Origin of the sequence: Peribacillus simplex NBRC 15720 = DSM 1321 (assembly GCF_002243645.1) — a bacterium.
GTDB lineage: Bacteria > Bacillota > Bacilli > Bacillales > DSM-1321 > Peribacillus > Peribacillus simplex.
On record NZ_CP017704.1, the window covers coordinates 3,688,164 to 3,709,503 of the forward strand.

18 protein-coding genes are annotated in these 21,340 nt (G+C 38.3%); 12 read left to right on the forward strand and 6 right to left on the reverse strand.

Annotated elements, in window-relative coordinates; all coding sequences use genetic code 11:
- Nucleotides 1-66: 66 nt before the first annotated feature.
- Together aspA and BS1321_RS17820 are read right to left on the reverse strand one after the other, a co-directional pair.
- Nucleotides 67-1,503 (reverse strand): aspartate ammonia-lyase, encoded by a 1,437-nt coding sequence (gene aspA / locus BS1321_RS17815; protein ID WP_063235235.1) that lies wholly within the window; start codon nucleotides 1,501-1,503, stop codon nucleotides 67-69.
- 20 nt (nucleotides 1,504-1,523) lie between these two features.
- Nucleotides 1,524-2,795, reverse strand: a complete 1,272-nt coding sequence (locus tag BS1321_RS17820) for a cation:dicarboxylate symporter family transporter (RefSeq protein WP_063235234.1) — start codon at nucleotides 2,793-2,795, stop codon at nucleotides 1,524-1,526.
- A gap of 206 nt (nucleotides 2,796-3,001) precedes the next feature.
- On the opposite strand from BS1321_RS17820, the gene BS1321_RS17825 reads away from it, so the two are divergent.
- Together BS1321_RS17825 and BS1321_RS17830 are read left to right on the forward strand one after the other, a co-directional pair.
- Nucleotides 3,002-4,267, forward strand: a complete 1,266-nt coding sequence (locus tag BS1321_RS17825) for a sensor histidine kinase (protein WP_063235233.1) — start codon at nucleotides 3,002-3,004, stop codon at nucleotides 4,265-4,267.
- Between the two features lie 4 nt (nucleotides 4,268-4,271).
- Nucleotides 4,272-5,192, forward strand: a complete 921-nt coding sequence (locus tag BS1321_RS17830; RefSeq protein ID WP_063235232.1) for a response regulator — start codon at nucleotides 4,272-4,274, stop codon at nucleotides 5,190-5,192.
- 194 nt (nucleotides 5,193-5,386) lie between these two features.
- Here the strand turns inward: BS1321_RS17830 and BS1321_RS17835 are convergent, their stop codons facing one another.
- Nucleotides 5,387-5,644: a zinc ribbon domain-containing protein gene (locus BS1321_RS17835; protein ID WP_063235231.1), complete on the reverse strand. Its 258-nt coding sequence runs from the start codon at nucleotides 5,642-5,644 to the stop codon at nucleotides 5,387-5,389.
- A gap of 424 nt (nucleotides 5,645-6,068) precedes the next feature.
- On the opposite strand from BS1321_RS17835, the gene helD reads away from it, so the two are divergent.
- From helD to BS1321_RS27575, 4 genes are all read left to right on the forward strand, one after another.
- Nucleotides 6,069-8,408, forward strand: a complete 2,340-nt coding sequence (gene helD / locus BS1321_RS17840) for an RNA polymerase recycling motor HelD (protein WP_063235230.1) — start codon at nucleotides 6,069-6,071, stop codon at nucleotides 8,406-8,408.
- 159 nt (nucleotides 8,409-8,567) lie between these two features.
- The gene (gene sspL / locus BS1321_RS17845; RefSeq protein WP_063235229.1) at nucleotides 8,568-8,702 is read left to right on the forward strand and encodes a small, acid-soluble spore protein L; all 135 of its coding nucleotides are present in this window, start codon (nucleotides 8,568-8,570) and stop codon (nucleotides 8,700-8,702) included.
- A 275-nt stretch (nucleotides 8,703-8,977) separates the two neighbouring features.
- The gene (locus BS1321_RS17850; RefSeq protein ID WP_063235228.1) at nucleotides 8,978-12,148 is read left to right on the forward strand and encodes an ATP-binding cassette domain-containing protein; all 3,171 of its coding nucleotides are present in this window, start codon (nucleotides 8,978-8,980) and stop codon (nucleotides 12,146-12,148) included.
- Nucleotides 12,149-12,289: 141 nt separating this feature from the next.
- Nucleotides 12,290-12,451, forward strand: coding sequence for a hypothetical protein (locus tag BS1321_RS27575; protein ID WP_157732817.1), 162 nt, complete (start codon nucleotides 12,290-12,292; stop codon nucleotides 12,449-12,451).
- Between the two features lie 108 nt (nucleotides 12,452-12,559).
- On the opposite strand, the gene BS1321_RS17855 is transcribed toward BS1321_RS27575, so the two are convergent.
- Nucleotides 12,560-13,828: an ATP-binding protein gene (locus BS1321_RS17855; protein WP_063235227.1), complete on the reverse strand. Its 1,269-nt coding sequence runs from the start codon at nucleotides 13,826-13,828 to the stop codon at nucleotides 12,560-12,562.
- A 220-nt stretch (nucleotides 13,829-14,048) separates the two neighbouring features.
- On the opposite strand from BS1321_RS17855, the gene BS1321_RS17860 reads away from it, so the two are divergent.
- The 3 genes from BS1321_RS17860 to BS1321_RS17870 all read left to right on the forward strand — a co-directional run bounded on the left by BS1321_RS17860 (nucleotide 14,049) and on the right by BS1321_RS17870 (nucleotide 16,299).
- Nucleotides 14,049-14,504, forward strand: coding sequence for an SRPBCC family protein (locus BS1321_RS17860; RefSeq protein WP_063235226.1), 456 nt, complete (start codon nucleotides 14,049-14,051; stop codon nucleotides 14,502-14,504).
- A 587-nt stretch (nucleotides 14,505-15,091) separates the two neighbouring features.
- Entirely contained in the window at nucleotides 15,092-15,589 is a 498-nt protein-coding gene (locus tag BS1321_RS17865) for a matrixin family metalloprotease (RefSeq protein WP_232522707.1), read from the forward strand.
- A 14-nt stretch (nucleotides 15,590-15,603) separates the two neighbouring features.
- On the forward strand, nucleotides 15,604-16,299 hold the full coding sequence (locus BS1321_RS17870; protein ID WP_174524193.1) for a hypothetical protein: 696 nt from the start codon (nucleotides 15,604-15,606) through the stop codon (nucleotides 16,297-16,299).
- A 195-nt stretch (nucleotides 16,300-16,494) separates the two neighbouring features.
- Here BS1321_RS17870 and BS1321_RS17875 read toward each other — a convergent pair whose 3' ends face one another.
- Nucleotides 16,495-17,478 (reverse strand): ornithine cyclodeaminase family protein, encoded by a 984-nt coding sequence (locus BS1321_RS17875; protein ID WP_063235224.1) that lies wholly within the window; start codon nucleotides 17,476-17,478, stop codon nucleotides 16,495-16,497.
- A 34-nt stretch (nucleotides 17,479-17,512) separates the two neighbouring features.
- Nucleotides 17,513-18,811, reverse strand: a complete 1,299-nt coding sequence (locus BS1321_RS17880; protein ID WP_063235223.1) for an MFS transporter — start codon at nucleotides 18,809-18,811, stop codon at nucleotides 17,513-17,515.
- Nucleotides 18,812-18,975: 164 nt separating this feature from the next.
- On the opposite strand from BS1321_RS17880, the gene BS1321_RS17885 reads away from it, so the two are divergent.
- The 3 genes from BS1321_RS17885 (at nucleotide 18,976) to BS1321_RS17890 (ending at nucleotide 20,505) form a co-directional block, all read left to right on the forward strand.
- A complete protein-coding gene (locus BS1321_RS17885) occupies nucleotides 18,976-19,488 on the forward strand; it encodes a helix-turn-helix domain-containing protein (RefSeq protein ID WP_063235222.1) in 513 nt (170 codons plus the stop codon).
- A gap of 163 nt (nucleotides 19,489-19,651) precedes the next feature.
- Nucleotides 19,652-19,816, forward strand: coding sequence for a hypothetical protein (locus tag BS1321_RS27580; protein WP_155726507.1), 165 nt, complete (start codon nucleotides 19,652-19,654; stop codon nucleotides 19,814-19,816).
- Between the two features lie 446 nt (nucleotides 19,817-20,262).
- Nucleotides 20,263-20,505 (forward strand): hypothetical protein, encoded by a 243-nt coding sequence (locus BS1321_RS17890; protein ID WP_063235221.1) that lies wholly within the window; start codon nucleotides 20,263-20,265, stop codon nucleotides 20,503-20,505.
- Nucleotides 20,506-21,340 lie beyond the last annotated feature (835 nt).

A 21,340-nucleotide genomic window follows, 5' to 3' on the forward strand; every position in this document is an offset into this window, starting at 1 on the left:
TTTATATCAATTCTCCAGACTTTTGTTATTCATCAACCACATCTGCCATTCCATCAAAATCGGAAATTACGATCTATCAAACAGCTCAGCCCCAGAAATACCTGGGTTTGTCATCTCGTAAGGATTTAAAATAAGATCAAGCTCTTCCTCTGTTAACACATCATACTGCAGGCATAGTTCACGTACTGATTTACCTTTTAAAATGGCTTCCCGTGCGATACGCGCTGCCACTTCGTATCCAATATGCGGATTAACAGCAGTGATAATCCCTACGCTTTTTTCGACATTCTCTTTTAGACGGTCTTCGTTTGCTTCAATATCTACCAGACAGTAGTCTGTAAAGGCACGGAATGCATTGTTCATAATGCTGATGGATTGAAGTAAATTGAACACAAGCACAGGTTCCATCACGTTCAGTTCAAGCTGACCCGCTTCAGATGCCAGGCAAATGGTATGGTCATTGCCAATAACCTGGAACGCTACTTGATTGATCATTTCAGGCATGACCGGATTGACTTTTCCCGGCATGATGGATGAACCTGGCTGACGAGCCGGCAAGTTAATTTCCGCAAGGCCCGCACGGGGTCCTGAGGCCATTAAACGTAGGTCGTTCGCTATTTTGGACATATTCATCATACATATTTTCAATGCAGCAGAGACTTCTGTATAAGCATCTGTATTTTGTGTCGCATCCACAAGATGCTCTGCCCCAACAAGCGGAAGCCCGCTAATATCCGCCAAATGTTCAACCACACTTTCGATGTAGCGAGGGTCTGCATTCAATCCTGTTCCCACAGCTGTTGCACCCATATTTATCTCATATAAATGCTGGCGTGATTGCTGTATGCGTTTAATATCACGCTCAATTACACGGCTATATGCTTCAAACTCTTGACCAAGACGGATAGGCACTGCATCTTGAAGATGTGTCCGTCCCATTTTAATCACATTGTCAAATTGTTGGGCCTTTTTCCTGAAGATAGTAAGCATATATTCCATCGTATTTAACAATTTTTCGAGTGAAAGAAGAGTGGCGATATGAATCGAACTCGGGAACACATCGTTTGTTGATTGTGACATGTTCACATGGCTATTTGGACTTAATTGAACATAGTCCCCTTTGTCTTTTCCGAGCAATTCGAGGGCACGGTTAGCAATGACTTCGTTTGCGTTCATATTCATTGATGTACCTGCACCGCCCTGAATGGGATCCACGATAAAATGATCATGCCATTTGCCTTCGATTACTTCGTCTGCTGCCTGAATGATCATTTTACCAAGACCATCGTACAAACGTTTAGTATCCATATTTGCTAAAGCCGCTGCTTTTTTCACGATAGCCAACGCTTTAATCAATTCTTCATGAATGCGATAGCCTGTAATCGGAAAGTTTTCGACTGCACGCAATGTTTGGATACCATAGTATGCATGCACTGGTACTTGTTTTGATCCTAAGAAATCTTTCTCAATACGGACGTTATGATTTAGATGGATTGTTGACATCGTGTTTCCTCCTTTATAGTTTATGCTACGTCTGATTGTTTAATTGAATCAACGTAATGGTTTGCTTTATCCTGGTCAAATTCGCCTTCCCACTTCGACATGACAATCGCCGCTAATGAGTTCCCCACGACATTTACCGCTGATCTTCCCATATCCAAAATTCGGTCGATACCGGCAATGAACGCAACACCTTCCACCGGCAGTCCCATAGAACCAAGTGTTGTTAAAACAACAACAAATGACGCACCCGGAACGCCAGCCATTCCTTTTGACGTTAACATCAATACTAGTAACAAAGTAATCTGTTGTGTAATGGATAGATCAATACCATACATTTGTGCCACGAAAAGTGAAGCAAGTGCTTGGTAAATCGATGAGCCGTCTAGATTAAACGTATAGCCTGTTGGAATAACAAAAGAAGTAATGGATTTCGAGCAGCCAAACTTCTCCATTTTGTCCATAAGCCTTGGTAATACCGACTCTGAACTTGCTGTTGTAAATGCCAAAATCAGTTCATCCTTTAACACTTTCAAGATAACAAAAATGCTTGTCCCAGACATTTTCGCTATAATTCCAAGAATGACGAACACAAAGAATACCATCGTCACATAAACAGCAACTACTAGATTCCCTAAAGGAATTAATGTTGTGATACCGAATTTCGCAACGGTTACACCTATGAGTGCAAACACGCCAAAGGGGGCAAATTTCATGACTAGATTCGTCACCCAAAACATTACTTCCAACACACCTTCAAAGAATCCAAGAATAGGCTTTCCTTTTTCGCCTATCGCAGCCACACCTAAGCCGAATAAAACAGAAAAGAAGATAATCGGTAATAAATCCGCTTGAGCCATTGATTCAAATACATTTTGAGGAACAATATGAGAAATTGTTTCTCCAAAGCCACTGCTTTCAGCCGTCTTTGTTGTTTCTTCGTATTTTGAAATATCACTTTTTTCAAGATTGCTTGTATCTAAACCAGACCCTGGATGGAACAAGTTTGCCGCCAGTAATCCAATAACAATGGCAATTGTGGTGACAATCTCGAAATAAAGAAGAGTCTTCCCGCCTAATTTTCCTAGTTTCTTAATATCGCCGACTCCCGCTATGGAGACTACTAATGCAGCCATGACGATCGGGATGACAATCATTTTAATTAAATGAATGAAAATATCGCCGATAGGTACCATAATGGCCATGGCTGTTTCATTACCATGGAATAAAGCACCGACAACGATACCTAGTACAAGTGCAACAAAAATTTGAGTAGCTAAGCCAAACTTTTTCATTTAAATTCCTCCTAGGATAGTTGTTAAATTGTTAACGCTTTCATTTTTTAGATTATTTTAAGTTTATGATCGTCCTACTGGAACCTACTGAAACCTACTGATATTTACAAGGGCCAGAAAAAATAATCATTTCAGTCAAAACCCTTCTCTCTTTTTTACCATTTCATGTGTTATGTTTTTAATATAGTGACTGGGGAGGGACCGTATTGAAAAAGAGTATAAGGATATTACTATTGATTATGATTGCGGTGCCTCTTGCGGGTGAATTTAAGTTTTATCCATTCGACGATACATTCAGAGTCAGTTTGGGAACCCCCGTCTTTTTCTTGTTTTTACTATGGGGGAGGGGGAACCACCCGATTATTGCAGGCATATTAACGGGAATGAGTGTGTTTGTTTTTCGTTTTTCACTGGCTGTCGGGATACGGGACATATCTGTTGAGGAAGCGATGTATCTTCATGCTCCAGCCTTTTTCTATTACTTCATCTACGCGTTCGCATTTCATAAAACGAAATTGAACGAACGGCACGATCAGCCGTTGATGATCGGGCTTTTAGGGGTATTGATCGAGCTTTCTGCAAGTGTATCGGAAATGGCGATCCGTTCCTTCTTGGCGAATCAGGACACACCCTTGCTGGCCATTGAACAACTCGTTTTAATCGCCTTTATTCGAAGCTTTTTCGTTCTCGGCTTTTTTAATATATTAAAGCTGAGAGAAGCAAAATTCGCAGAAGCGGAGCAGCGCATGCAAAAGGAACAAATGCTGCTTTTCATTTCAAGTTTGTATGAAGAATCGGTTCAACTGAAGAAAACGATGCAAAATGCGGAAGAAATCACCCGCACTTGTTATGACTTTTACCGTCGGTTAAAATCAGGGGGCACTAATGGAAGCGATGCGCAAACTGCGTTGCAGATTGCCGGTCTCGTGCATGAGATCAAAAAAGATAACCAGCGGATTTATGCGGGGCTGTCGGAACTCATGTCTTCCGAAAACCTGCAGGAATATATGAATATCGACGAGCTTGGTAACATCATGATCGTGTCCAATAGACGATATGCAGAGTCCCTTCGCAAAGATATTTCATTTTCCTTGCATATAGATGGTAACCATCCTCACTACCATGTATATATGGTATTATCATTAATAAATAATTTATTGGCCAATGCAGTGGAAGCCATAAATGAAGAGGGATACGTATCACTGCATGTGAAAAGGAAAGATCAATTCGTGGAGTTTTGCATCAGTGACGATGGCCCCGGCATAGCACCGAAGCAGAAGGAAGTCATTTTTACAGCAGGATATACAAAGAAATTCGATGAGGCGGGAAACCCTTCGACGGGAATTGGTTTATCGTATGTGAAACAAACTGTTGAAAAATTTGGAGGACATATCAGGCTAATGGATAACTATAAAGAAACCGTATTCATCGTAGAAATTCCGATTGATGCGATTATGGGGAGAAAGGGTTAACGAGATGAATTATTTCATTATAGATGACGATCCTGCCATTCGAGGAATGCTGACAGAGATAATTGAAGACGAAGATTTAGGCAAAGTGGTGGGAGAAGCAGAAGACGGATCGGTAGTGAATAATGGTTTACTGTTTTTAAAAAAAGCAGACGTTGTCCTAATTGATTTGCTCATGCCAATTAGGGACGGAATTGAAACGATCAGGACTCTTGCTGATGGATTTCAAGGAAAGTTTGTGATGATTTCGCAAGTGGAATCGAAAGAACTTATTGGAGAGGCGTACAGATTAGGGGCGGAATACTACATTACAAAACCGCTGAACCAAGTTGAAATTTCATGCATATTAAACAAAGTGAACGAGCGAATACTGGTGGATCAATCGATCCAGGGCATTCAAAAATCGTTGAACGTGTTTACGGGCCGCCCGAAGTCTTCGAAAGTGTCCTCCTTTCATACAAAAAATATTATGGAAGCCGGACGTTCCTTAATTTCCGATTTAGGTATGATTGGCGAAGGGGGAAGCGAGGATTTACTAAACATTTTAGGATTCCTCCAAAATGAAAAGCAAAGACTAGGTTCCGCCTACACGTTTCCATATTTAAAGGAAATTTTTGCTGGGATTGCTGCTGAAAAGCTGGGATTTCAAGCGAAAGAGGCCGAAATCCAGAAAGAAATGAAAGCTTCTGAGCAGCGTGTCCGTCGCGCTCTTAACCAGGCCCTCATCCATATCGCTTCATTAGGATTGACGGATTATATGAATCCAAAATTCGAATCCTATTCATCCACATTTTTTGATTTCTCGGAAGTCCGCAAAAAAATGCTGGAGCTAGAAGACAAGAGCAATAAAGTAAGCAGCCAGAGCCGTAATAACATGAAAAAGTTTATCCAAGTGCTGTTTATGGAAGCAAGACAGATGATGAAATAATAAACCAGAATCACAAGTGGAATAGATTGAAAATTCACAAAAACATTTTCATATTTTTAAATCGAAGAAACATAAAGACAAATCCGTTGATATGGATTTGTCTTTATATTTCTTCGTATTTTTTAAGAACAGTATGACTTTCCTTCAAATCTACAGAATAAGATAAAAAATTTCATTCGCTTTCTAATAGTTGATTAATTCCATCGCTCTAACTTTGGGATTCCTCTAGAAAAAAACTTAGCAATAAATTTAGGCATTTTCATATTTTCGATCATATGATTTTGAACAAATTTTTGCATTTCTATCGCAGTGATATTTTGAGTGAATTCACCATTCATATAACAATGACTACAATATTTAGTACTTTTACTACCATCTTTTTCAGTTCCTCCACCTAATTCATCTTTAGAAAGCGGCATTCCACAACTCTGACATGTTTTATATTTTTTCATTATAAATTCTCCTACAAAAAGTTTTATTCTAAACATTATCCAACAAACAAAAATAAGTCAAGGCAATATGAATCACATGTCATCGATACCACGAATAAACCGTTGATGTGAGTGTTGCAGCTATTATGAAAACAGGAATAGCGAAGCATTCAGGCTTTCAAAATGTAAATAGTCATAAAAATAACCAGTCAAGCTACTTGCTCAACTGGTTACTGACTTTAAATGTTAAATTAGAGTTTAAAACGACGATTTATTATGGCAACTGATGTGAAATATACATTGATATAATTCAGAGATTGTGATAAATTAGTATAGAAACACATTTATCAATAAAACAAAATCAGTTTACCCCTTACTATAAGTATAAGGTAAAACTCACCTCTAGTCAACCCCTAATTTCTCATTTTTTAAAGGAGTGTCTGATATGAACAATGAAATTCGGCAGGAGCAAGAACGTTTGGATGAGGTGATGGAAACAATTACGAAGCAAATCAGCAAAATAGAAGGTGAAACTTCCCATCGTAGAAAAGAAGTTGTTAATATCCGTAAACACTTTTGGGATGACCTCAAGGTTAATATGGATACTTTCGATGATTACCTCGAGACGATCATTGGCTTAAGGCAGCAGGCTCAAGACTTGTCAGTAAGCGAAGGCGCACATAGATATGCCTTCAAGAGATTGTCAACATTGCGCCGCATGCAGGAAGTACCTTATTTCGGGCGAATTGATTTAACTGAAGAAGGGTCTTCCCTTACGGAACATATTTATATTGGGACCTCCACTCTTGCTGATACAACAGGAGAAAACTTCATTGTCTACGATTGGAGGGCTCCGATTTCGAGTGTCTATTATGACTATCCTCCCGGCCCTGTAGAATATTCAACTCCCGGAGGCATAATTCGGGGGATGTTGGAGAATAAGTGGCAATATATCATCAAGGGAGGGGTTATCGAATCAATGTTCGATACGAGTCTCACCATTGGAGATGAGATACTGCAGCAGGTGCTTGGTAAGGGGACGGATAAGCATATGCACAGTATTGTGTCCACCATTCAACGGGAGCAAAATAGGATCATCCGGAACGATCGCGGACGTCTGCTCATTGTTCAAGGAGCCGCTGGCAGTGGTAAGACATCAGCTGCCCTCCAACGGATCGCTTACTTGCTCTACAAGTATCGTGATAGGCTAAAGGCCAATCAAATCATTCTATTCTCTCCAAACTCAATGTTTAATAACTACGTATCCAATGTACTACCCGAACTTGGCGAAGAGAATATGCAGCAGGTAACATTCCAGGAATATTTGGACCATCGTCTGGCTGACTCATTTCAAGTTGAGGACCCTTATGAGCAATTAGAATTTTTGTTAACTGCAGCGGATGATCCTTCCTATAGCACCAGGACAGCGAGTATCCGATTTAAGGCTTCAATTCGCTTCTTTGAGATAATCAAAGCATACAGTCAATCACTAGAATTATCTGGAATGATCTTTAAAGGGTTAAGGTTTCGAGGGGAAACGCTCGTCTCCGCCAAGCAAATCTCAGAAAGATTTTATAACACAGACACTACATTAAGATTTCACAATAGGGTTGAAAAGTTGAAAGAGTGGTTATGTGACTTACTTGATGAAAGGGAAAAATTCGAGTTGAAACAACCTTGGGTCCAGGAGGAAATCGAGTATCTTAGTAAGGAAGACTATCAAAAGGTATACACCTACTTAGAGAAAAAACGCGGCCTTACTGAAGATTCCTTTGACGATTATGAGAAAGAGAATAAAATGCTCGCGCGTATGATTGTTCGTAAGAAATTGAAGACGTTACGCAAACGGATAAAAGCACTTCATTTTATCGACATTAAGGGAATATACAAGCAACTTTTTGACGATCAAACACGGATCGATCTGTGGAACGAGGGTAAAACACCTGTCGAAAGGGAAATTTGCTTATCAACGCAAAAAATGCTGGACGAAGGTAAACTGCATTACGAAGACGCGACTCCATATTTGCTGCTGAAGGAGCTAATTATAGGATTTCAGACGAATACTTCTATAAAATTCGTGCTTGTAGACGAAGCACAAGATTATTCTCCATTTCAATTCGAGTTTTTGAAGCGGTTGTTTCCTTCTGCAAGGGTGACCGTGCTCGGTGACTTTAACCAGGCAATATTCGCTCATGCCAGCGAACGGGTAGATTTCCAGATGCTTACCAGTTTATACGGAATAAGTGAAACCGAGAGTATAACATTGGCTCAAAGCTACAGATCCACAAAGCAGATTATCGAATTTACACGTGAACTAATTCCTGAAGGCCATCGAATTAAGGCATTCGATCGTGAAGGCGAGAAGCCTGTACTGACTCAAGTGCCTAGCCGTGATGAATTACACGACAAAATCGTGTCTAAAGTCAAAGAATTTCAAAGCCGTGAGTATAATACAATTGCAATAATATGTAAATCTGCTGCGGAAAGTGCCGCTGCATACGATGCTCTTAGTATCATCGGTGAAATTAAACTCGTACAGAAAGGCACAAATGAATATGAACAGGGGGTTGTTATTATTCCGGCTTATTTGGCTAAAGGCATCGAATTTGATGCTGTCATCATTTATGATGCATCTGCGCAAGCATATGGTGATGAAAGCTTACGAAGATTGTTTTACACTGCATGTACCAGGGCTATGCATAACTTGCAGATTTATACGGTTGGCGAACCCAGTCCTTTCTTGCTCAACGATGCAACGGAGAGTTTACTTCTGACCCTAGATTGACAAAAAGGGCCCCAAATATGGAAAACAGCTTATTGAAACCTGTGTAGACTTTAGTTCTATGCAGGTTTTTTATTGATTGTAGGCAGACGTTCACAGAAATAAACGACCTCCATTTTAATTTACAACAGTTCGGACATAATATACTTGGAGGTGAAGCAAATGAGTAAAAAGACAGCAGGAAGAGGCCGAATCGCACCAAGTGTTAACCCGCAGGGACATGGAAAAGATGTCGAATTCTCCACTGAGCCCAAAAGCGAGCTTGAAAACAAGGCAAAAAAGTCCAATACAAAATAGGTGTATTGGGCAAAAATATGGTCATACTTCATAAAGAATGCCCTTCTCTTAATCGAGAGGGGCTTTTATAATCTATAAGAAGGCTCTAATCATCTTTTTGATTATGGAAAAACCCCTATCCTAAGTCCACGATTTTTGTCGATGAATCATACGTTTTTGGAGCAGTGGAATGTGAAAGAATAGAAGGATGGAGCTACCGTTAAAAAAATACCAAATACATTTGTCGCTGTGCTAATATGAAAGACTGAGCTTAATAAAATGGAGAGGAGTTACAAATGAAAATAAATCGATTAATAGCGAACAATATAAACCATTTAGATGCAGCACTGCCAGACGATCAATCATTAGGAATTGCTGGTTTATCCGGTTCCGGGAAAACGACTTTTTGTCAAACCATTGGGGAAGAATCCAAGAAGCGTCTCGTTTCCTTATTGCCCAAGTCTGAATATCAGTATTTATTTCCTAATATTATGGAAACCAACTTCAGCGCCATCAAGATGGAAGAAATGCCGCTGGTCCTTTTTCTCGGCAAATCATCCATTTCAGCCAATCCCCGTTCAACCATTGGCACACATACTGGTGTGTTTAAAGAGATTCGTGTTTGTCTTGCTGAAAAATTCAATCTTTCTCCGGAAGTTTTTTCCTTTAATAATGCCTTAGGCTGGTGTCCCAGCTGTAAAGGACGCGGTACGACGAAAAATGTCGAATGTCCTAAGTGTGAGGGGAAGCGCTACAATCAAGACGTTGAGCAATATACCATTGAATTATTAGATCGCCCGCATACTATTTCCGATATCAACAACTTAAGCATTGAAACAATCCTTTCACTTGCAGGAACATTACATATTAGTGAAGCTAAACAACATATTCTCCAAAATATAATCAATATGAATATTGGTTATTTAAGCTTGAACCGTATTATGGGGACAGTGTCAGGGGGAGAATTAACCCGGCTATATTTGGCCGAATTCATGGCAACAAGTGAAAATACCGTGATCATCATTGATGAAATCTCCGTCGGTCTTGATCATCAAACACTTTTGAAAATTTTGGAACAGATTAAGCAATTAGGTTATAAAAATCAAATTTGGCTCATTGATCACTCAGACACGGTGTTAGATAGCACAGATGAACAATTGTTCTTTGGACCTGGCAGCGGGAAATATGGCGGGAAAATTGTTGAGGAATCACCGCGTCCCAAACCAATCAGCTGGGAACGAAATGAAGCAACGCCAACGGAATACTATCAATTTCAGGATCTTTACTGCCGTAATATTCAAATGGAAGAAATCCGGATTCCCAAGAATAGGCTCGTTACATTTACGGGTGAGTCAGGCTGCGGTAAATCTACACTTGTCAATGAATGTATCTCTAAAGATTTTCAGAAGCGGTATCCAAAGGATAAGCTGGTCATGGTCGGGCAGGACCGAAACAAATCGATTACCAGTAGATCAACCGTTGCGACGTTTCTTGATATTAAAAAGAAACTCACCAAATACAGTGATGAAATTGATGATATTTTTCTGCGTTCGATTGAAGATATCATCGAAGAATTGCCAAAGGAAGACATCGCTCATAAACGCTTGAGCTTATTGATCAAACTTGGTCTTGGTTATTTGACGTTAGAAAGAAAAACACAAACACTATCGACGGGTGAATTTCAATGTGTCCACTTAGTTTCCGAGCTATTCGCGAAGACAAGAAACCCACATACGCTGTTCATTTTTGACGAGCCTTCAAAAGGGTTATCGCAAAATATATTAAACCAATTCATCGATAGTGTCAGGGTCATCCTGGAGGATGAATCCGTCTCCATCATCATGATTGAACATAATGGTTATATGCTGGAAAGCTCGGATTTTATCGTTGATTTTGGAAAAAGACAGCTAACACCTGTCCAGCATCTTGACGTTGTCAGTCATGATGATCATTATCGTCACAAAGATAGTGGAGAGCGAGTGGAGCCATTGCAGATCTCTTCCACACTTCGGTCAAAAAATGGCATAGATTATTTACAGGAAAATCATCTGGACTATTTCAAAAAGGCAGAGAACGTCTACAAGGGTGGCATTTTAAAAAGCTTATCACCAATCGCTCGTGTGATTTATGGGGAGTACGAGTCAGACACGATTGCACCTGTCATCGCCATCGACCTTGAACGGCACTTGTACAGTCAATATACGTTTCTTTATGAATTGGGCGGAATGATCAACCATTTAGTGGCTGCACATCCAACCAATAAAGATACAAGAAGCTTTGATTTCTATTCTGCAGAAAATCATTGTCCGAGCTGTTCGGGGCGTCGGGTCATTGAAAAATTTGACATTGATGTAGTCATTCAAGATAAAAACGTGCCATTCTGGGATGGCTTATTACATCCAGACGTGATGGAAGTTTTAAAATATTATCAACATTCAAAGCTGCAATTCCTGTTTGATGAGATCAAGAATGAACTCGGTCATGATATTAGTAAAAGCTATAATGAGATGACAGATGCCGAAAAGCAGACCTTCTTATATGGGTATTGGGAGAAGTCCTTTTACGATAAAGCAGGCAAGGCATCGCGAACATGGGAAGGATTCAATATCATCATCGGGCGTTATATGTTCATATCAAAATCGATCATTAAAGAGCAGATGAAAGCATCAAAAGAGATGATCGCCTGTCCTGTCTGTCAAGGAACGGTCCTGAACCATCATAAAAAACTAACATTTGGTGATACAGACATTCGCGAGATCATCCAACAGCCGATTGATCAAGTCATCAAAATTGTAGGGAAGCTGCCAGAACTCGAAAAACTAAAAGCAATTGTGGGCGGCGATATCGCACTTACAGATGATGTCTCATTCCTTCCTCGGGAAACAAAAGCAGCGTTGAAAATGCTCGAACTGGAACTGGCAAGCTTCGTCGGGTATGAAGTGGTTTTACAAAATACCCTTCCATTCTGGGACAGCATAAAAGGCAATATCGAAGCAATCAGCAGCAAAAACCAGATCACCATCTGTGACTTTGCCAATATTAACGAAACAAGAGAAAACATTATTGATAAATATTTCACTAATGGCAAATACAAAAAGCTAACCTATGTATATGAAGCATTTGGCTACAAAAAAATCGTTACCCAAATCAATAAAATTAAAGCAAGTCATAAATGCCCATTCTGTAATGGGAAGAAAGTCATCTCAGAAGATGGCCTCCATGACGGTGTATATAAATTAACGATACCTTGTGTGAGTTGTCATGCCAGTGGCATCAATGATGAAGGGCGTAAAGCAATCGTCGAAAACATCGACGTACAGACCTGGCTGACAGGGAAACTAAGCGATGTTGTGGCTGAAAGTGAACGTACCGAGGCCGTTGCCGATATCCCGATTTTCGCAAGGATTCGTGAATTGAACAAACGAGATATGATGGCGGTTTATCAATGCCTTGAACAGAAAAAATAAATTTTAATGACTTAACAGTAAAAAGTCCGCCGGTGAAGGCGGACTTCTGTTTGGATATAAAAGGGGTTCAGAGTCCGAATAGTGAGGTGAAGTTCGATAAACTGAGTCAATGGCCCAAGACAGTGCAGCTGGTCGAATAAAGTGCTCCGGTTTTTATCGTTTTTTACTGTAATCCTCATTGGATTGAAGAAATTTGCGACACTCCTGCCGAATTACTGGCTAGCCAAGACCCCACAGGCGCTTGCGCCGAGGAGGCTTGGCAGACAGTCGGCGGAAAGGGAGCGGATTTCTGAAATCATCTGAACTTTTAAATAAAAAACTGCAGGCAAACTGAGCTTTCATCGAGTTTGTCTACAGTTTGAAAGTCCGCCGATAACGGCGGTCTTTTTTTTATGAGGCGTGATTCTTCATTTATTTTATAGAACAATCTTCATGATAAACGGGAAGGGTTATTGAAATCGTTGTTCCCTTATTCAAAAGGCTAGTTATATGAAGTGTACCATTCATCGTTTGGATGGTCTTAACAGCTACCATTGATCCTAACCCTGTTCCTTTTTCTTTGGAACTGTAATAAGGCTCGCCAAAACGATTTATTTGTTCTTTATTCATTCCTACTCCATTGTCACTTATTTCGATAATGATGTCGAAATTATTTACATAGGAAACAATACTAAGGTCCCCGCCGTTTGGCATTGCCTCTATACCATTTTTAATCAGGTTCAGGAAGCATTGCTTGAAATGTTGAACATTCCCCCGGGTAATACCTGGAGCCAACTGTTCAGATATAGTAACTAAATTCATGCTAGCCAATGGTTTTATCATTTCAAGTACATATCCTATTTCACGGTTAATTGAAATAGGATCCACTTTTTCAATTGCAGGTTTTGCAAATGCTAAATATTCACTAATAATGGATTCTGCACTATTAAGCTCTCTAACAACATGCTGGATATATTGTTCTTTTACATCTTGAGTTAGATCAGGAGCCTTTAGCAGTTGAACAAATCCTTTCACAACTGTTAAAGGATTTCTAACTTCATGTGAAATACTGGCTGCAAGCTGACTGACTACCTCCATTTTTTCAAGCCTTATCATTTGTGTTCGGATTAAAATGGCATCTTTTAAAATTTCCATGATATATACAGCCAAAACGATAATAAAAGGAGGGAGGATAATAAAATAAAATACATACGCCTCCGTTATTCGAAAATAATCAGACATAACGAGTGAAATAGAGCTGGTTAGTATTCCTAGAAACAAAATTAATAGTATCGAGCTATTAAGCTTATTTTTTCTATTAAAATTTTTGAATTTGGAAGAAAATAGAGCCGTTATAATAAATATAATGATATATACAATTAACGTAAGTAAATTGAAACCATAAAAAGCAAACCTAAAAGTTAATATCATGACTAACAGAGCAGCCCCTACAGGCCAACCACCATAAAGTGTCCCTATAATAAAAGGGATTTGCCTGAGATCATGGACACAATATTCATCTATATAAATAGGAAACTTCATACATAATATAATAGGAATGCTCATGCATGCAGTAATAAGGGTCTTTCCATACTGACTTAACCTTTTGCCATGATCTAAAAAAATGTAATAAATCAAAATACTTACTAAGATATAAAATAGGTTATCTAATATGTTTTGATTAATATAAATAAAATTCATAGGATTCTCCTGAAAAAGTAACCGTTTCGTTTATTATACAAGAATAACACCAAAAAAGAGAATCTTAATAAAGTAATTTTTTTACAGAAAGGCATTTAAATTCAAAAAAAGAGTTATTTATTGTATCTAGGTGAAAAATGAAACTTATTTAACGATTTATCAGTTGGAAAGTTGGTTTTACATAATAAAGGAAATATAATGAAGGTAGAGGTGATTATCATTGAAAAAATGGACAAGAGAAATAGAAATAAACGCTCCGATTGAACAGGTTTGGAAGTTTCTTGATGGTTCTGTAGAAAATATGCAAAAAATCATGCCTCAAGTAGTTGAACAAAAGCCCGTTAAAATAACCGAAGAAGTGGTTGGGAGTGTATATCGCCAAAAATATCGAGAAGGAAAACGAACCGAAGAGTATGATATAGAAACATTGGAATATTTGAATGAAACTAATGAGAAAAAGCTAAAAGTGGGCTTTATACTTGCTAAAATGTTTGAAATTACAGCTTTTTATGAACTAAATAAAATCGATGACAATAGAACTTCCTTTACATATACAGTCACCAGTCGCCCGTTAAAGTGGTTTTTGAAATTACTTTTAATATTTGCCACCGATAAAGTGGTAGTTGAATTTTTAGAACGTGTCAAAAGGGTAGCTGAAGCAGAAACAAGTAGGTAATGACTTAATTAAGTCAAACTTCCGCAATCGACACAGTAACACAAATCAAAAAGAATCCATCTTTTTCAAGATGGATTCTTTTTGATTTGTCGTGTATTAATCTTTCAACCACTTGGCACCTCTGGTGTCAGGTTTTTTTATTTGTGGGAAAAAGGTATCACTTGAGAGGAGTAACGGGTTCACCACTTTTTACCCCTCTTACTAATTTATTTGAGTAATCATAAAAATTCTTAATTGTTATACCCTTTTTCGGTGAATCACAGAAACGAAGGAGAAACGATTCCATATGTGATAATCCTGATTTCAATTTTGGAATCTTTTAATCTGAAATTTTGGCTATTATACCCATTATAGAGATGAAAATTAAAAATGGGGGAGAAGAAAATGAAAAAAAGTTGATGATTGTAGGTAGTTTATGTGTTTTATTGAGTTAATTTGAATGCTGTATTTGCAGGGACAAATTATAAGTGAAGATGTAAAAAGAAGTATGGAAGTATAACCTTATTTTTGCATAAAAACGGTAATGTTCATTTAATTTACCTAATAATCAATACTATTAAAATATATAACCTTTGGAGGACTATTCATTGAAGAAGAAAATGGGAATAATAGTAACAGCAGCATCTTTAGTTTTTATGTTTACGATACCAATGAGTGCTTCAGCAGCCACAGCAAAAACATTATCTTGGAATCTTGTAGACTCTGGGAAACACATGGATTGGGAGGGTAGTACAAAATATCAAACTCAATTTAATGCAGGAGTTAAAACATGGAATGGCTATAAAAGTGGAGTAATTAGAAAAGATTCGGCAAAGGTAATACAAGATGTTGCTATTTCTGATTATAGTGAAAAATCCAGTGTTGCAGGAGTAACTTCATCTGAAGGTTCTATAAAGTTTAATAAATATGTAATGGATACTTTAAGTGCTACAAAAAAACATAATGTGGCAACACATGAATTAGGGCATGCATTAGGGTTGGCACATAATACATCAAGTGATGTCATGTATAAATATGTTTCTACAAAGACATCATTAAGTGCAAATGATAAAGCATCTTATACCGCTGCTTATAAGAAATACTAACAGGAAGAGGAGGAATGAAAACAATGGGTAAGAAAATAGTTCAGTTACTTGCTTCACTATTATTTATATTTAGTCTTTCTTTGATAGTTTCAGCTTGTTCTAATTCCAAGAAAGATATAAGTAATGTAAGTTCGGAGGATAAAAAAAATTTAAAGGTAATTCAAATGGATGGTACTTTTGCAGTAGATGTGGATGATCCAAATGAAACTGTAGGTGATGCAGATTACGTTTTTATAGGCCGAGTTGATGAAGATGTTGAAACTGTATACAAAGATCCTGTAACAATTGAAACTAGTGACGGTACTAAAGAGGTTTCAACACCGTATACATATTACAAAGTTACTGTCCTACAAAATATAAAGGGTGATTTAGTTACAGATACTTCCATACCTATTCAAAAGGCTGGAGGGATAAATGAAGACGGTTCTTCTGTTGTTTTGTATGAAGATGATACATTACCGGAAGAAGGAAAATCATATGTGTTTTTAGCGTATGCACAAGATGATGGATCTTTATTAGTATCAGGTCCAAATTCGAATGAATACGTTGAAGGTATTAAGCAAGATGTGACTAGCGAAAAAATGGAAAAAGGTATAGCTTCTTTGAACGAGGAAGCCACAGAGGTAGTTTCTGAGTATGAAAATGCATATGAAAATGAAATACCTACAGATAGAGACCGTTCAGAATCTGAATTTGATGCTAAGCAATAAAAATTTAAAGAAAAAAGAGCCGTTTATAGGCTCTTCAGGCTGTCGACAAAGTCGACAGTTGTTTTTTTATAAAAAGTTTAGCAACAATATATTGTGTTCTTTAAAAAACGCGTTAGGTCTCATGTTGTACGTCTCCTGTTTTTTGAAAATCGGGTTGTTATTACATTCAGAGATAGCAAAATGTATTGGCTTCTGTTATACCTCAATCTCCATCCCGATGTTCCGTTCTTTCGATTGGCGGTAAACACCTTTTGCGACAGCGAGGTCAAAGTAAGCAGCACCGACTGATTTAAAGAAGGTAATTTCCTCTTCATTTTCCCGGCCTGTTTTGGTCAGCGTTACAAGTTCATAGAGCTCGCCGTGAATATCATTAAACGACCAATTTCCCTGATTGGCTGCAGAAATGAGTTCTCCTGCTTCATCCTTCACGCCCGCCAAATCGTCGACGATAATTTTAGCAGCGCGTGAAACCGTGGTATTATCCACTTCTTTCATATCCGGCAAATAAGATCCGACTCCGTTAATGTGTGTGCCCGGCTTTACATCCTGCCCATTAAATACAGGCTCGTTCGAGCGGGTTGCACAGCAAATAATATCTGCTTGACGAACTGCTGCTGAAACATCTTCGAAAACTTCAAAAGGAACGGTTACTCCGAATGCCCGCAGCTTTTCACCGAATTTCTCCGCTTTATCTCGTGTGCGATTTACTAATAAAATACGCTCAATGTCCCTTACGGCTAACACACCAATTGCTTGTTCAAATCCCATAGCTCCTGTTCCAATAATCGTGAGAATCCGGGCGTCTTTACGAGCAAGAAAGTCTGTGGCAATGCCGCTTAATGCCCCCGTTCTGAGACGTGTTAAATATGAGGCATTCAACAATGCTAAATGTTCGCCATTTTCTGCATCTGACAGCAAGATGACTCCTTGTGTTGTTGCCATCCCCCTTGAAGGATTCTTTGGAAAAATGGTAACGACTTTCACCGCCGAAACCTCCTCAGATAAATCAGCGCTTGGCATGTAAAGTGCCGATGCCTCGTGTTGAGGGAAAGCAAGAACTGTGCGATGAGGGTTGTCTATTTTTCTAGCACCATGTGCACGTAATACGGCCTTTACATCCGCTATTGCGTCTTTCATTCCATATGATTGTTGAATTTCCTTTTCATTTATAACCAACATTCAATTGTCCTCCTTGAAGTAAAAGATCCATAGATTACATGGCACTAGTATTATGTGTTTCGTCTAATTTCTGATTGCTGCGATCCTTAACTGCCCAAATCGCTGCTAGTGACAGGACAGATGCAAAAATAATATAGATGGCGACAGGAACATAGGAGTTATTAAACCTATTAAGTAAAGCAGTTGCAACTAGCGGCGCTGTTCCTCCTGCCAGAGCTGCCCCGATTTGATATCCAAGCGTGATGCCGGTATAACGAATCCTTGCATCGAAAATTTCCGAGAACATCGTTCCAAGAACAGCTGTGATGGGAGCCCAAATAACCCCTAAACCCATCACTGTTGCAACGATTAATAGCAGTACCGATTTTTGCTCCAGCAACCAGAAGTATGGGAATGCAAACAGTGCCATCCCAATCGTTCCAACTATAAACAGCTTTTTGCGGCCTATTGTATCAGATAACTTCCCCATGAATGGTATTAAAATCGTCGTTATAATTGTTGCAATCATGACTGCAGTTAATGTAGCTGTCCGTGAGAAACCGAGATTTGAAGTAGCATATGATACGACAAATGTGCTAAAAATATAAAATGGCGCTGTTTCTACCACTTTGGCTCCCACGGCGATAAGCACTTCACGCCAATAATTCTTAAGAGTTTCTACAATCGGCAGCTTTGGAACCTCTCCGGATTCCTTTACTTTTTTGAAAGACGGTGTTTCATCAATTCCTTTACGAATCCATAGGCCAAAAAATACAAGCAAAGCACTAAAAATGAATGGTAAACGCCATCCCCAAGTCATGAATGCGCTTTCAGGAAGCTGTGTCATAATAGATAAGGCAATGGTTCCAAGCGGCATTCCTATCGTAACACCCATCTGGGGAATAGCTCCGAACAAGCCCCGTTTTTCAGCGGGAGCATATTCAACGGCCAATAAAAGCGCGCCTCCCCATTCACCGCCAATTCCCAGACCTTGAACTAAGCGCAACGTGATTAATAAAATCGGCGCCCAAATCCCAACTGCTTGATACGTAGGAAGAAGCCCCATCCCAAATGTTGCGACACCCATTAAACTAAGTGTTAAAACAAGTGTTTTCTTTCTCCCGATACGATCGCCAATATGGCTAAAGATCACTCCGCCAAAAGGGCGGATGAAGAATGCTAACGCAAAGGATGCATAGGAAAGCAACAGCCCTATTGTCGGATCCTCATTCACGAAGAATAGCTGGTTAAACACGAGAGCTGAAACGGTCCCATATAAAAAATAGTCAAACCACTCAATCGAACTTCCGACTAAACTCGCGATTAAAATTCGCCGCATTTGTTTCTTCTCCATCTTGAGTCACCCCGTTAAAATTGAAGTGTCACTTCAATTTATTATTTCCTTTATTGTAAATAATTTAAAATTTTCTGTCAATTATTTTTATTAATGACGGAACATTCATCAAAATTTGTACTGTATAATGTAGCTAGATACTATGTAAAAAAGGGGGCATCTCTATGCCTTTTGATTCAATCGGGGAAAAAATGAAATCATTGAGGAAAGAGCGAAAACTAACATTAAAGAGCCTTGCTGAACAAACAGGCGTTTCGATCAGCTTTTTATCACAAGTAGAACGGGGTAAATCAAGCGTCACATTAGAGTCATTAAAAAAAATCGCTGATACATTGGATGTCAACCCAAGTTTCTTTTTTTCTGAGGACCGCTCCCAAGAAAATTCAGATTATAATCATGAACAATTTCACTATCAGAATTTATCCAGCGGCATTCGTGATGCTGTTTTTTCGCCTATTCTTGTCACTTTAAAGCCAGGTGAAAATAAAGGAAGCGCCTTTTCTCATAGTGGACATGAATTTTTATTCATTATCGAAGGGAAGTTAACAGTGGAAATAGAGGGAGAAAGAATGGAACTCCATGAACAGCAGTCGTTCATGTTCGATGCTAGAAAAGCCCATTACTGGTTTAACTTCTCGGATCAAATTGTCCGGTTTTTGGTGGTGTCGTCGAAATAACGTCACGGTGTATATCCAGTTAACGAAATAGTCGGTTGTTGTTGTAAATGAGGTCATATGTCTTACAAAAGGATAGATGTTAAACAGCAAGCTTCGACGAACGGCTTCGGTAAAATTATGAAATTTTATATAGGATATATTGAGTTCTGGAGGGAGATGTATTATGCAAAAGGCAATCGTAGTTTATTATATTACCGATAAGAAGAATAACTTAAGTGATTTAAATCAACTTTTGCAAGAGGGATGGAAGGTTGTCTCTCAGAGTGCTATGTCAGGTGCAGGTGGTGGTGGAGCAGTTTATTCACTTGTTACAATAGAGAAAGATTAGGAAACAATGCTTCGGGGATTCATTGCCACTAACGGGAAACGATAGTTTAATTAACCGCCTATTCAAAGGGCGGTTTTCTTTTGGGGTAAAACAACATTAAGATTTAACATAGCCTATAGGAAAGAAAGGGGAGTTTTCCATATGTGAAAATCCTGAATTCAATTTTGAAATCTATCAATCTGGATTTATGGTTATTATGCAATTATAGGAATAAAATTAAAAATGGAGAGAAGAAAATGAAAAAACAGTGGATGATTTGCCTATAGAGTTACTCGAGGAACTTGAAGGTATTTATACCTTTTAAGAGAACCATGTATGAAGTAGAGTTTGAACAATTATAGAGAAGCACTTGTAATCTGAATTTTAGAGATGAAGGTAGAGACTTTGGGATTATCTGAATTAAGTTTTTTCTCACTCATTTTACTAAGCGTTAGGGGGACACCATATTGAAAAAGTTTTTATTATCAATATTAGGTGGAGTTTTAATTGGAGTAATTATTTGTTACTTTTTTATGGATTATGAGACTTCGAACTATGTAATTCAAAATTATAATGGACTTGATGAGAAAGAAATTAAAGAATGGGATTTTTCTTATATCACACAAGCTGGCTTCATAATTTTGATAACCACTCTACTGATTTATTTTTCTTGGGTCGTAGTAGAAAAGCGCGTAGATAAAAACAAATAAATTTGAAGAATCATTAACAGTATTAATATATTGATATTTATTGAAATGTGCTATCGTTACTATACTATGCTGGATGACAGTTACATGATGGAGTAACGGATTTAAGTAGAAAGATTAGTGGGAAAACTTTTAACCCTGCTGCTGGATGGGCCCACTAAAGAGGGGTAATAAGTTATCATGAATACAACTTTTAAAATAATTCTTTTAATATTACTGAGCATTTTAATAGTGGTTCAAATATTTATGACGAAAGCAGTGTTTGATGTTGTCGACCAACTGACAAATATTTCTCAGACATTACCTGGTATATTGGACCGATAAAGTTATCAAAAAGACGACACCCGCCATTTTAATTGGCAGTGTTTGGAAAGTCATAATTGTAAATAAGAGTAATCTTAATAGGGTTACAGGGTTAATACTGGGACGGCAACATCGGAATACAAACCTTCCACTTTATAAAAGTTCTTGGAACTTGGAAGCGTGGCGACCAAGTAAAACATAGGCTGGTACTTATATTAATGCTTGTAATCCAGAATAATTTATTTTTAGAAGGGGGTATAAGATGCTAATTGAAAGTATGAGTGATTTTTTTTATGAGCCATTATACATACCTATTTTATTGATACTGCTTGGATTATTATATTTTGGTATTTTAGTATATAGTTTTACAAAAATTAAGTTTAATATCATAGGATATTTTTAATAGGAATATCTATAACAACATATCTCCTTGTTGGATTGTATATGACCGGAAAAGGATATTATTTAGACGGACACACTCCGGAAATGTTAGTTTTTGGAGGTTTTGGGTTTTTAGAACTTGCTTTGTTAACTT

What these genes read in the sequence shown, in the direction of transcription:
- aspA (WP_063235235.1), bottom strand. Translation starts at nt 1,503, where the DNA reads ATGTCAACAATCCATCTAAATCATAACGTCCGTATTGAGAAAGATTTC.
- BS1321_RS17820 (WP_063235234.1), bottom strand. Translation starts at nt 2,795, where the DNA reads ATGAAAAAGTTTGGCTTAGCTACTCAAATTTTTGTTGCACTTGTACTA.
- BS1321_RS17830 (WP_063235232.1), top strand. Translation starts at nt 4,272, where the DNA reads ATGAATTATTTCATTATAGATGACGATCCTGCCATTCGAGGAATGCTG.
- BS1321_RS17835 (WP_063235231.1), bottom strand. Translation starts at nt 5,644, where the DNA reads ATGAAAAAATATAAAACATGTCAGAGTTGTGGAATGCCGCTTTCTAAA.
- helD (WP_063235230.1), top strand. Translation starts at nt 6,069, where the DNA reads ATGAACAATGAAATTCGGCAGGAGCAAGAACGTTTGGATGAGGTGATG.
- sspL (WP_063235229.1), top strand. Translation starts at nt 8,568, where the DNA reads ATGAGTAAAAAGACAGCAGGAAGAGGCCGAATCGCACCAAGTGTTAAC.
- BS1321_RS17850 (WP_063235228.1), top strand. Translation starts at nt 8,978, where the DNA reads ATGAAAATAAATCGATTAATAGCGAACAATATAAACCATTTAGATGCA.
- BS1321_RS17855 (WP_063235227.1), bottom strand. Translation starts at nt 13,828, where the DNA reads ATGAATTTTATTTATATTAATCAAAACATATTAGATAACCTATTTTAT.
- BS1321_RS17870 (WP_174524193.1), top strand. Translation starts at nt 15,604, where the DNA reads ATGAAAACAATGGGTAAGAAAATAGTTCAGTTACTTGCTTCACTATTA.
- BS1321_RS17875 (WP_063235224.1), bottom strand. Translation starts at nt 17,478, where the DNA reads ATGTTGGTTATAAATGAAAAGGAAATTCAACAATCATATGGAATGAAA.
- BS1321_RS17880 (WP_063235223.1), bottom strand. Translation starts at nt 18,811, where the DNA reads ATGGAGAAGAAACAAATGCGGCGAATTTTAATCGCGAGTTTAGTCGGA.
- BS1321_RS17885 (WP_063235222.1), top strand. Translation starts at nt 18,976, where the DNA reads ATGCCTTTTGATTCAATCGGGGAAAAAATGAAATCATTGAGGAAAGAG.
- BS1321_RS27580 (WP_155726507.1), top strand. Translation starts at nt 19,652, where the DNA reads ATGCAAAAGGCAATCGTAGTTTATTATATTACCGATAAGAAGAATAAC.